This is a genomic window from Paenibacillus sp. J2R1T-4, from assembly GCF_059692235.1.
In genome coordinates this window covers 243,690-256,260 of record NZ_JCAUBA010000002.1, presented here as the reverse complement: position 1 = coordinate 256,260, position 12,571 = coordinate 243,690, and the positions used below count along the sequence as shown (strand labels likewise).

Annotated in this window: 11 protein-coding genes; 3 read left to right on the top strand and 8 right to left on the bottom strand. The window is 45.8% G+C overall.

All coding sequences use genetic code 11. The features are described from left to right. Positions 1–16: 16 nt before the first annotated feature. From AC58QD_RS04780 to AC58QD_RS04760, 5 genes are all read right to left on the bottom strand, one after another. Positions 17–1,813: an efflux RND transporter periplasmic adaptor subunit gene (locus AC58QD_RS04780; protein WP_497330569.1), complete on the bottom strand. Its 1,797-nt coding sequence runs from the start codon at positions 1,811–1,813 to the stop codon at positions 17–19. A gap of 168 nt (positions 1,814–1,981) precedes the next feature. Further along, positions 1,982–2,608: a hypothetical protein gene (locus AC58QD_RS04775; protein ID WP_497330567.1), complete on the bottom strand. Its 627-nt coding sequence runs from the start codon at positions 2,606–2,608 to the stop codon at positions 1,982–1,984. Between the two features lie 183 nt (positions 2,609–2,791). Next, entirely contained in the window at positions 2,792–4,279 is a 1,488-nt protein-coding gene (locus tag AC58QD_RS04770; protein WP_497330565.1) for a sensor histidine kinase, read from the bottom strand. After that, positions 4,251–5,003 carry a response regulator transcription factor gene (locus AC58QD_RS04765; RefSeq protein ID WP_497330563.1) on the bottom strand — a complete coding sequence of 251 codons (753 nt, stop codon included), beginning with the start codon at positions 5,001–5,003 and terminating at the stop codon, positions 4,251–4,253. The genes AC58QD_RS04770 and AC58QD_RS04765 overlap by 29 nt, the downstream gene beginning before the upstream one ends. A gap of 4 nt (positions 5,004–5,007) precedes the next feature. After that, positions 5,008–5,538, bottom strand: a complete 531-nt coding sequence (locus tag AC58QD_RS04760) for a DUF309 domain-containing protein (protein ID WP_497330561.1) — start codon at positions 5,536–5,538, stop codon at positions 5,008–5,010. 141 nt (positions 5,539–5,679) lie between these two features. On the opposite strand from AC58QD_RS04760, the gene AC58QD_RS04755 reads away from it, so the two are divergent. The 3 genes from AC58QD_RS04755 (at position 5,680) to AC58QD_RS04745 (ending at position 8,477) form a co-directional block, all read left to right on the top strand. Beyond that, positions 5,680–6,108, top strand: coding sequence for a hypothetical protein (locus AC58QD_RS04755; protein ID WP_497330559.1), 429 nt, complete (start codon positions 5,680–5,682; stop codon positions 6,106–6,108). Next, on the top strand, positions 6,105–6,383 hold the full coding sequence (locus AC58QD_RS04750; protein WP_497330557.1) for a DUF2653 family protein: 279 nt from the start codon (positions 6,105–6,107) through the stop codon (positions 6,381–6,383). The genes AC58QD_RS04755 and AC58QD_RS04750 overlap by 4 nt, the downstream gene beginning before the upstream one ends. Positions 6,384–6,557: 174 nt before the next feature. Continuing rightward, entirely contained in the window at positions 6,558–8,477 is a 1,920-nt protein-coding gene (locus AC58QD_RS04745) for a glycosyl hydrolase family 18 protein (RefSeq protein WP_497330555.1), read from the top strand. A gap of 58 nt (positions 8,478–8,535) precedes the next feature. Here AC58QD_RS04745 and greA read toward each other — a convergent pair whose 3' ends face one another. The 3 genes from greA to AC58QD_RS04730 form a co-directional block, all read right to left on the bottom strand. Further along, complete coding sequence (greA, locus tag AC58QD_RS04740) at positions 8,536–9,015, bottom strand: transcription elongation factor GreA (RefSeq protein ID WP_497330553.1); 480 nt, start codon at positions 9,013–9,015, stop codon at positions 8,536–8,538. Positions 9,016–9,194: 179 nt separating this feature from the next. Next, positions 9,195–10,313, bottom strand: coding sequence for an aminotransferase class V-fold PLP-dependent enzyme (locus AC58QD_RS04735; RefSeq protein WP_497330551.1), 1,119 nt, complete (start codon positions 10,311–10,313; stop codon positions 9,195–9,197). 156 nt (positions 10,314–10,469) lie between these two features. Then, positions 10,470–12,554, bottom strand: coding sequence for a thioredoxin domain-containing protein (locus AC58QD_RS04730; protein WP_497330549.1), 2,085 nt, complete (start codon positions 12,552–12,554; stop codon positions 10,470–10,472). Positions 12,555–12,571 lie beyond the last annotated feature (17 nt).

Genomic DNA, 12,571 nt, shown 5'->3' with positions numbered 1-12,571 from the left:
CCCCTCCTTCCCGCCATTACCGGTTCGCTGCTCCACCTGCATTGCCTCCGCCTGCGTTCGCGCCACCGCCTGCATTGCCTCCACCGCCTGCATTTCGACCTGCATTGCCTCCTGCATTGCCTCCGCCTCCACCGCCATTGCCGAATTGTTGGCGAAGCTGCTGAAGCTGTTCCATCTGCTCCGGACTGATTCCGCCTGGTACGGCGCCATTTGCCCCTCCTTGCTGGAACTGCTGTCTCAGTGCATCGATATCAGCTTGACTCATATTCGCTGCCTTTTTAGGCAGAGGAATGACGACCTTATCACCTTCCTTGAGACCTTCGGTTATCTCTACTTCTGTCTTGCTACGAATACCGATCTTGATCTCATGCCGTTCCTCTATGCTTCCATCCGCCTTCTTTAATGTAACGAAACGTCTGCCTTGCGCTTGCTGTAAAGCTTCATTAGGAAGTGTTATAATCCCTTTCTTATCCTGAATCAAGATTTCAGCCGTAGCTGTCATTCCATATTTCAACAGGCTGGCATTCTTCACCGTTAGTACGACATCATAGAACGTTACCCCGTTTGTTGTTGTTCCCACAGTAGAAACTTGACTTACTTCCCCTTCGAAGATTCGGTTTTGGATGGAGTCCGCTTTTATCTCTGCTTTCATCCCTGCTCTTATATTGGGCAGATCTAGCTCATCCACTTGAATCGGCAGCTGCATCGTATTCAAGCTGGCTACAGCTCCAAGTTGAACATTGGCTTGAATCTTTGCACCAGGTGTATAGGTTGTAAGAATATTGACTCTTTTGTTAACGAAATCCGTTGAGAATGCACCTGTGAATGGAGCAGTAACCTTCAGTGCTTTCACTTTTTCCGCAAAGTCATCCAATGTAATTTTTTGCAAATCAATGGCGGACTGTTTATTAGTGATATCATCCTTTAATGTTTCATTCGTAATTTTGGAAATAATGTCCCCTGCGTACAAATAGGCTCCCGTCTTATAATTTAAAGTGTTGATCGTTCCAGGAACATTGGCTTGAATCGATACGATTTTGCTATATCGTAATGTACCGGATTCTTTGGAAATGACCTCCCGACCATTTAGTATAACGCTCGCTTTGGTCTTCAATCCCGCTTCCATTGTTGCATCGTTCGTGATGGAGATCTCTATATCAATCATTTTGCCACCCTTGCCGTCACCACGAGGATCTTTTCCGATTGATATGATTTGACCGGATTTGGACAGCATGAATCCATCGATCGCAAGATCAACATCCATTCCTGGCTTGAATTGCACTGCATCTTCTAATGAAAATGGGATGCTTACTAGCAATGTGGAGTTATCCGAGATCGTCCCGATCAAAGAATTTTTTGTTACCGTTGATCCAACATCTAATTTATCAGCCAAGGTAAACTTCCCATTTATTGGAGCTAGAGTTGTTAATGCCGCCACTTGTGTGTTGATATCCACTAAATCTTTTTGCAAGGAGGCATATGTCGCTTGCGCCTTTTGAAGATTATTCTCAAGCGTAGGACTGCTTACCTCGAACAAGAGGTCTCCTGCCTTCACTTCCTGGTTCCGTGTCAGATTCATGGTCTTAATGGTTCCATCTGCAGGAGATGTAATAATTTGCGAATCTTTGGCTTCTAGTTGGGAGGTGCCGGATACCGAGAAACGGATATCGGATTTCTTCGCTTCGACGACCACTTCGGTCGCTTCTTCAGCACTGCTCTTTCCGCCTTGCTGCATGTAATAATAAGTCGTCCCTCCACATACTGCTATGACTACGAAACTCCAAATAACTGATTTTTTGCGCAACCAACGCATGTTATGACCTCCTTAAAAATTTGCGAAGCAAATTTACTTCGTAAGCATAATCTAATAATTTTCGAAGAAAATTTACATCGTAAGCATAAGCTTAAATTTTCGAAGAAAATTAACATCGTAAGCATAAGCTTAAATTTGCGAAGCCTAAGCTTAAATTTGTGAAGCAATTTACTTCGTAAGCGCATTCCATTTCTTGCTCTCCAACAATTCAACAAGCTGCTGTTCCACATTCTTATCCATTGGAAGTTCAGGTGGAGGGGTAGGATCGAAGCTAGAATCCTTCGGATCATCTGAATGGGATTCGGTAAGTCTCCGCTGCTTAAGATCCTCCATCAGGACTTTCCGATCCTCTTCCGTCATGGTTGAACCAGGGGGCGGTCCGGGCTTGCGGTTCAATGCCCTATTCCTCATCTGAGTCTGGATCTCTTCAAAGAAAATTTGTTGCTCAACATTCAACGTACTTTCAAGAACTTTTCGCATGGCTTGAGACAATTCACCTGATGACATCGCCTCTTTCACTACTGGCAATAACGTTTCAGCCTGATTGTCCTTAATGACGAGATCCGGTCTCTTGTCCATCTGTAAAAGAGCAAAGAAAACGATAAACAACTGTCTCTCTGGTTGACTCTGGAGGAATTCATCGGTATTCTCGTGTGCAGCATCCTGCTCTTTTACAATCTGGCTGACATTATCCTTTTCGTGCCCTTGGGCAAAAGACATCCCGCCGCTTGCACATCCTGTTAGCAAACAGAACCAAACCGCACTGCTTAATAATAAGAGTGTTCTTCTCCTCACCGAACCTCTCCCCCAATCATCCCGTCCATTCGTCGATTGGCCTTTCCTTTCATCATGCAATTCCTGTCTTCTATCAGCCTACGGAACCAGAATAGGCCATAAACTTGATAGAAGAGTGTGCGATTTGTAAATTAAGTGTGAAACATAAAAAAACTGATACCAGCGCTTATTCAGCAGCTAGTATCAGCTAGTTTGTTTCTCCATTATGGGTTCTTCTATAAGGATAGGAAACTTCAGATGAAATTCTGTCCCTTCACCTACACGGCTCGATACATCAATCTGTCCTTTCATACCGATCACCAAATGTTTCACGATAGTCAGACCAAGACCTGTTCCTGTCGTACGCTCCCCCCTGGAGCGATCGGCTTTGAAGAAGCGATCCCAGATGCGCTGCATCTCGTCTTCCGTCATTCCGATTCCATTATCCTTGATGATCAAGCAACAAAACTCATCTTCAGCTTCCAGCTTTACTTCAATAGTCCCATGATTCGGTGTGAACTGAATTGCGTTATAGAGCAGGTTCTGAATGATCTGAGCGAAACGATCCGGATCCAGCATACAATAGATCGGCGGGTTATCCGGATGAGGAAAGTGAATATGAACTTGCAATTGCTTGCTTTGAAAGGATGGGAGCAGCCAATCCAGTACTTCGCCGGTCTTATGTGTCACATCTAGACGCACCGGATCGAAGACATCCGTTCCGTTCTGAATGCGGGCAAGATCAAGCAAATCACTAACCAATCGTTGAAGTCGTTGGACTTCATAATCGCATATTTTTAAATAGTGGGGATGTTTCTCTTCCGGAATAACCCCGTCATTCATAGCTACTATGAAGCCTCGTAGTGTAGTTAGCGGCGATCGAAGCTCATGAGACACATTGGCCAGAAAATCTTTGCGGGAATCCTCCCACTGTTCCAACTGATCCACCATGAAATTGAAACTGCTGGCCAATTGACCGATCTCATCATTGGATATGATAGGCACCCGTCTGCTGAAATCTCCATCGGCCATGGCTAGTGCGCTTGAATTCATTTGCTGCAGCGGCCCTGCGAGACGGCGGGATATGGAGAAAAGAATAATACCAACAGCAAGCAAGGAGAACATTAACGGCACAATGATATTCCACCTTACCGCTTGAACTGCTTCGCTGATGTCCTCGGCAGGAGTATGCAGGAAGAGAACAGCCGGTTTATTGTTATAAGTGATGGAGGAATAATACGTCAGTACATGTTTGGCAGTTTGCAGATCTCCTTGAGCAAGAACGGTTGTAGAATAGCCCGATTTGCTGCGAAGGGCATCCAGAAACATGGAGTCCATCGTTTTGGGAATCAGCGTCCCCTCACGCTCCAAGGAGCTATAGAGGATAACTCCTTTTTGATCCACGATCCACACTTGACCATTGAAGCTTCTGCCCAGAATCCTTAGCCCGAGACGCATTTCTCGAACGGACATAACTCCTTCTTGAACAGGAGTGAGCAGCTTGTCTACCTCTCCAGCTCTTTCGAGCAGAAGCTCTTTCTTCTCTTTATAAAATAAATCGGAAAAATAAAAGTTCCAGAACAAGGCCAATGCCGCAAAGAACAATACACATGTTGCCAAAAACGACAAAAATAGTTTAAGATACAAACTCCGACCAAGACGTTTAAACATCAGGTTTAATCTCAAACGCATAGCCGATCCCCCATAACGTCTCGATGCTCCATTCACTATGTATGCCTAACTTCTTGCGTAAATTTTTGACATGAGCATCGACCGTACGAGTACCGCCATTGAAATCAAATTTCCATACATGCATTAACAAATCTTCACGAGTATAGACACGATTAGGGTTGGTCGCGAGAAAATGAAGCAGCTCAATCTCCTTGGGAGTCAAGTCGATCCTCTGACCGTCAACCGATACTTTATAGCGCTGCAGATCAATGGAAAGGGTACCTATTTCAAGTCCCTTTTGTTTCTGCGGCTGCGGCTCGCGTACTTCGTCACTCGTCTTCATGGCGGCGCCGTTACTCCTGCGAAGCACCGCTTTGATACGAGCAATAAGCTCGTTTGGATCGAATGGCTTCACAATATAATCGTCCACGCCCATATTGAACGCTCTCAGCTTATCCATTGGTTCGCCTTTTGCCGTAAGGAATATGATCGGTACAAGTCCTGCTGCCCCCTCCAACGATCGGATCTGGTTACACAGCTCGAAGCCAGATCCGTCTGGAAGCATCACATCAAGAAGAACGAGATCATGGTTATTCTGTTGCTTCATATAATTGAGGGCATCCTCACAGCTATGCAGAATCACGGCCTCGTAATTCGCGTGCTCGAGGTAGAGCCGAATCACCTCCGTAATATGGGGCTCATCATCTACAACAACAATTTGAGTAGCGGTTGATTTAACCGTCAAGACTTTAGCTCCCCTTTCGTCTTAGTCTAGCTTGCTCCTGTCTGGCAGCAATGACCTCGGACCGATCCCGAAGGGTATGTTTATGAATAAGCATCCGATCCTCCAGCATGCTTGTCGCTTCCCATGTCAGGCCGAGCTCGTTACACAGCTCCAGGCATCGATCCAGCAACAGCTTATCTGTAATAGGCAGATTAATATCCTGAAAAGATACTGGATTCTCTGCTAGTTGAACTAGATCAGCACGCTCCTGTACACGCATCAAAGTAAGCTCAGCATCCAGGCCTAAGCTCAACAAGACATCAGCTTGCAGATTCTGCACGGCGCTGTTCAACATCTTGACTGCGCCAATCTTGTTTCCTCTGCGCTCATGGTATAGACCAACCGCAATCTGGATCAATCCAACCCACGTGCGATTTCTAGTATCGTCGGGATTCGACTTCCAGTATTCCTCAAGGATTTCATGACATTCGAACCAATCCCGATCCCCATGAAAATGAACCAAATATTGTATATACGCTTGCGGATAATTGTTCACAACAGCACCTCTTACGACTATTCAAAAATATTTTTCTATTATATCACAATCCATGTTATAAAATATGAAACCTTGGCTCAATATATTCGTAGAACCATATAGGTACAAAACTATGTATTTATCACAGGAGGGTAAAGAAACATGAAAAGAATGATGCTGATTCTGATGGCTTGTCTGGTGGTTGTCTCCTTCAGTTCAGCCAACTATGCGGATGCAGCAAAAAGAGGCAGTTCTTACAAAGCCCCTAGCAAATCCTATTCACCTACTTCTCCGTCTAAGGACAGTGGAGTAACAAAGACTGATCCGGCGAAGTCAACAACAACACCAGGGGCAGCTACAACAGCAAATCGTGGATTTTTCAGCGGTGGCGGATTAATGAAAGGCTTAATGATCGGTGGATTAGCAGGAATGCTGTTCGGCGGAATGTTCGGAGGCTTAGGCTTCATGGGTGATATACTCGGAATGCTTGTCAACGTGCTCGCCATCGTCGTCTTGTTCGTAGTAATCCGCAAAATATATGTGTACTTCCGTGATCGTAACCAAGCACAGAAGAAGAGGTTCCAGGAATGAGACTAACAGAGCAGGAGATTGTGAATGCAATCTGCTTGCACATTTCGGAACGCAAGCAAATATCCCCTAACCAAGTCCATGTGGAACTCATGTGGGATGAAGAATTGGGATACTCAGCAGAAGTTCAAGCTGAAGGCCGAAGTCAAATTCTGATCGAAGCCAATATGTTGGAAGCGATCGAGCGATATGTGCTGAAACAATACAATCAACGCGTATTTCGCAGCCAGATTCAACTGGATATCGAAGATGAGATGTACGCTGACATTACAGCTTAATCCATACGCATCATAGTCAAATTTAGGACAAGACCTCTCGGATTATTTGAATCCGGGAGGTTTTTTAATGCTGCCACAAGTTTTTTCTCCGATATGTAACAAATATCCACGCAACTATTCTAGCATTCATACGTTATAATCTAAGAGACTAACTAGAAGAAAGAGGAGTGATCAATGAAGAAGAGTATATTGTCTGCAACCCTTGCCGCAACGCTTGGGCTATTAGTACTGCTTTCCCTGTTCGCACCTGGTACTGGACACGCGGCTGATTTGACGACTAAATATAGAGTCTATCAGAACGATGTTGCACTAACGGAATTTGCTAGTTTGCAGCAAGCGACCCAGTATGCATCCTGGTTCCACAATAGTTATGTTGAGGAAATAGGCACTCGACAGTGGGTCTGGAGCAACTTTCCACGCTATCGGGTCTATCAATACGATCAAACTTCCCCTTATTGGAATTTCTTCACTCTGAATGAAGCGATTAACCAGGCCAAGAAGTTGGATCATGCCAGCGTCAGAGACCTTCAAGGAACCGGCTGGGTCTGGAACAACTACCCGAAATATCGTCTCATGCAGGATGAGATCACATTGGACACTTGGGAATTCAGTACTTTGCAAGAGGCTATTAACGCGTCGAGATGGTACACGCACACTCACGTTATCGATTTGACGACTAACCGCTGGGTCTGGGATAACATCCCTGCTGCAGACAAAGAACAACGCAGAGCTGGAAAGGCGCAGTACAGGTTATATCAAGGTACTTATACTGAACCATCCTGGACATTTGCTTACTTAGAAGATGCCATTATCCAAGCTTTTTATTGGTCCAACTCGCGTGTGGAGCGGATCGACAACAAGAAAGTGGTTTACACGAATTACAGCTCGTACAAAGTGTACCAGGATCAGAATTACGTTACGGAATTCACTAATATGGATGATGCGATTTATTTTGCCCAATGGTATACGAATATCCGCATCAAACAGAACGGAAAAGAAATATGGAATAACTTCCCTTTCTACCGTGTATATCAAAAGGATTCATTCGTAAGTGATCATACGCAATTATCTCATGCGCTCTACTATGCCACTCATTATTCGAACGCATCCGTCCGGATGTACGACGGCACTACGGTCTGGAACAACTTCAAGAAGCTGCAGTATTGGGGCTGGAACGGCTCCTCGGCCTTTGATACCATTAAGAAACAGGTACAGAATACAGTTGGTCTCGATGTAGACTCCCCTACTTGGTTTCAGCTCGCTGATGCCGAGGGGAACTTGAAAGATACTTCCAATGCCGAAAGCGTGGCTTGGCTCAAAAGCCGCGGTCATGCCGTCCATCCATTGGTGGCCAATCAATTCGACTCCACGCTCACATCCAATTTTCTTGGAAATGTTGCCGCCCAACAAAATTTCATCAATAAGCTTATAGCCAGATGTCTTCAGTTAGGTGTGCAAGGCATTAATGTGGATTTCGAGAACTTGGCTGGGAAAGACCGCGCTGCCTATACTGCATTTATTAGTCGGCTTTCTCAAGCAACTCACAGCAATGGATTGATCTTGTCCATTGACCTCCCTCGCGGAAGCATCAAATGGAATCACCTATCTGCCTTCGATCATGAGAAGCTTGCCGGCCTTGTCGACTATGTCATTACGATGGCTTACGATCAGCATTACTCGGGTAGTCCAACCGCAGGATCCGTATCTGGCTTGCAGTGGGCAGAAGAAGGCGTCAAAGAATTCCTTAGCTATGGGATTCCTCGTGAGAAGCTAATCCTTGGTATTCCTTATTATGTGCGGGAGTGGAAGATTGACGGGAATGGAGCTATGGTCAGCAACCGTGCGCTCTTCATGAAGGATATCCCAGGCCTGATAGCTAGCAAAAAAGCTACCTCTACTTGGGATGAGCAGTTCAAACAATACCGAATCGACTATTACGAAGATGGATTTCAATATGTGTTGTGGTTAGAAAGTGAAGACACGGTTAAAGCTCGTCTTAATATCGCGAAGAAATACGATCTTGCAGGCGTTGCCGCTTGGAGGTTGGGGTACGAGAGCTTGGAGCTATGGAATATGATGCTACAAAATAAGTAACGCACACAAGGAAAAAGGTTAGAAGCTGACAGCTTCTAACCTTTTTCTGTACGCTACTCTACCCGATTTTGATCTCAAGCAGCTCGTATTTGATTAATCCTGCAGGTGCCGGTACCGTGATAACGCTGCCTACTTTTTGACCCATCAGGGCGTTTCCGAGCGGGCTCTCATAGGAGATCTTATTATCCGCTACATCTGCTTCTGCCGGACCGACGATTTTATACTCCAGCTTCTCTTCGAATTCAATGTCATTCAGAATAACAATGGAACCAACATTAACAGTTGAGCTATCCAAACTATCTGCGTCCACCACACGTGCTCGTTTGATCATATTCTGCAAGGTAAGGATTCTAGTTTCCATGAAGGACTGATCGTTCTTAGCAGAATGATACTCACTATTCTCCTTAAGGTCGCCGTAACTGATCGCAAGCTTGATACGCGCGGCTAACTCTTTACGCTTGACTGTCTTAAGATCCTCTAATTCATCCACTATCTTATCCAAGCCCTCACGGGTCATAATGATCTCGTCCTTAGTCATGCATACAGCTCCTAATCGTTCATATAGTTGGTCTTCTAACATTCACTGTACAATTCTACACTATATCCAGTAAACATGCGAAAAATTTATTAAAAAAGAAGTCAAACATAGAAAAAAGGACTATCTCACAAGGCGCTCTTTAGTGGCCTGCAAGATAATCCGATACGGTAGACGCCAGACTATGTTCCGTTTTGAAGCATGATTGTTTTTAATCGATCGACAATGATAACCGCTTCCTGTTCTTGAATATGTAATGGATTAATGATGAATGAATTAGGACCTGGCGGTGAAGCAATTAGTATACTTGGCGATTCAGTCAGCAGCTTCTCAGCAATCTCATCTGAGCGAAGGCTCAACCCGCTGCAATCGACCTTTACAAGCGAATAGTCTTGTCCAGTCGGACCAGGATAAGTTAATGCAGCTGGAATACCAGCGTCGGCTAAATGATCACATATGATCTGCGCTAACCTCTCATGAGCTTCCTTGGCAAGAGCATGATCCAATCCTATGTAACGTTCAACGGCAGCAAGTAATCCAGCCAGCTCCTCTTTTCCTACCTTCATCGGTCGTCCTATTGATTCTCTGGCTCCGACGAATAGTCTGCAAGCCTCAATGTAGGACTGCTTCCCCACAATAAAACCTGAGCTTTGCGGTCCGCGTAAGGTTTTGCCACCGGAGAAAATAACCATTTCGGCACCCATCTCCGTATACCTCCACAAATTCTCAACTGGAGGCAATTGCGCGGCTGCATCCACAATAATGGGTACTCCTTGAGCTTTGCAGATCTGAATGATTTGTTCAAGGGAGAGATCCTTTATCGTATAGTTGGAAGTGTCAAAGTACAATACACAAGCTGTCTGTTCATGTATCGCTTCTTCTAATTTCTGGGCAGCATCCGGCCCTTGTTCATTCCATTCTATGATTTGCGCCCCAGTCAGATCGACTGCCTTCAGGAAGCCGTTGCGCTGGTTGCCAAAGATCAACACTTCCCTTTTCAGTCCTTCCGTTCGAGGTAAGTCAATTGCGCGAGATGGTTCGTTTAATGTCATACACGCCGCTACGGACACGGCTAATCCGGCAGCCGCTCCACTTGTTACGACCGCCGCCTCGTTGCGAGTCAGTGCTGCAATTCTGGAGCCTACAGCCAGATGAAGCTCTTCCAGGGAAACGAAATGGCGGCTTGCTTCAAGCATCGCTTGAGTGACCTCTTGAGGCATGATGGAGCCTCCTATCATCGTGTAAGAGTCTGCTGCGTTAATGACCGTTTTGACACCTAACCTATCATAAAAGCTATTCACTGGTGTTGGCCCCCTTAAATGAGATGCTTCAAATCAAGAAATATACACTTCTAATTATTGCATAGCAGGCAAAAAAGGACTATCTTTCAATTGGTCACATCATCACCTATTGAAGAATAATCCTTGTTTCTGCGTTGTTGATTCTGGTGATTCTCTCTACACACTCGCTAAAAGCTCTTCAAGCTCATCCAAATCAGCTACGGGAGCTTGACAGGCATAATTCTCACAAACGTAAGCAGTTGCACGACCACCCAGTGACAGCTTGTCCTGTACCATCGGGATAAGCTTTCTGACCGCGTCCCCATCTGGTCCGTCAGGAACGTGAATAATAACGGCATTCGGCAAGTAGCGCTTGTGAACAAGCTCTAGCATTGCTTTACTATTACTGTTATCTGAACCCTTTGCATCCGCAATGACAATCTCCACAGGTGCTCCAGTTGCGAAATCCACTGCGGATAAGAACATAGCGTGACCGGAAGGGTAACGTGTGACGGATCCAGCGAAAGCACGTAGCTGCTCTTCGACCTTCTGAGCCAGATTAGCATCATATGTATATCTCGCTAGGCGCTGTAGATTAAGTGCAGCAATGGAGTTCCCGGATGGCTGAGCTCCATCATAGATCTCTTTCATCCGAGTCAGCAATTGCTCCCCGTCTGAACCGTAGAAGAACAATCCGCCCTTCTCCTCATCCCAGAACAGCTTCAGCATGTCATTCGTAAGCTCCTTGGCTGTAACCAGAAGTACCGGGTCGAAGGTGACTTCATAGAGCTCAATTAGTCCCCAGACGAGAAAAGCATAATCATCGACGTAACCGAGATAGGCTGCCTCACCATCCCGATATCGTGCCAATAAGCGTCCATCCTCAGGACGGCGGAGCTTATCAAGAATAAAGGTAACCGCTTTGCGGGCTGTCTCCACATATTCTTTGCTCCCTGACACCTTCGCTGCCTTTGCGAAGGCGGCAATCATCAGACCATTCCAAGAAGTCAAAATCTTGTCATCCTTGTACGGGTGAATTCGCTGTTCCCGATAAGCGAACAAAGCTTGTCTGCAAGCCTCCAGTTTCGATACAAGCAGCTCTTCGCTTAGTCCCTTCAATCGGGCGAAGCGATCCGGAGTCATCTCGATTAGATTCGGAATGTTGCGGCCTTCGAAATTGCCTTGGGAAGTAATATCATATAGGTCGCAGAACCATTCTCCATCCTCTTCACCAAGGATCTCAAGCACTTCCTTCTCATCCCAGACATAGAACTTTCCTTCATGGCCTTCGGAATCCGCATCCTCAGCAGAATAGAATCCGCCTTCTGGATCTGTCATATCACGCTGAATGTACGTCAGAATCTGGTGCATCACATCCGCATACTTCTCATTGCCAGTAACTTGGTATGCCTCGGCGTAAGCGATTGTGAGAAGCGCATTGTCGTATAACATCTTCTCGAAATGCGGGACAAGCCATCGCTCATCGGTAGAATATCGGGCGAAGCCGAAGCCAATATGATCATACATACCGCCTCGATACATCGCATCCAGAGATTTCTCCACCATCGCTAGCGCAGTCTCATTGCCCGTCTTCTTATAGTAACGGAGCAATAACGACAAGTTATGTGCAGTAGGGAATTTCGGAGCACCGCCAAAGCCGCCGTACGTCTCATCGAACGTTTGGGCATAGTGTTCATAAGCATTATGCAACAACGCATCAGTGGCATCCCCGTGGATGTTCGACTCCATCCGCTTGCGTGTCTCCTCCGCCATCTCTTCGCCGATCTGTTCGATCTTTCCCTTGTCCTCTGTCCATTTGGAGGCAATCTGCGGCAGGATGTCCATCATCCCATAGCGACCATGCTTGCGGTTTTTCGGAAAATATGTGCCAGCGAAGAAAGGCTTCTTCTCCGGCGTCATAATAACTGTCAGCGGCCACCCGCCCTGCCCGGTCATCGCTTGACACACTTGCATATACAAGTGGTCCACATCCGGCCGTTCCTCGCGGTCGACCTTGATCGATATGTAATCTCGATTAAGCAGCTCGGCTACTTCCTCGTCTTCGAATGATTCGTGTTCCATTACGTGACACCAATGGCAGGTGCTATAACCGATAGATAAGAAGATGGGCTTGTTTTCCTGCTTAGCTTTGTTAAAAGCTTTTTCTGACCAAGGAAACCATTCTACTGGGTTATAAGCATGTTGTAACAAGTAAGGTGACTTTTCCTTGGCTAGTCTATTGGGTTTATTGTTCGTTGTCATGGGGCATCACCTTCTTT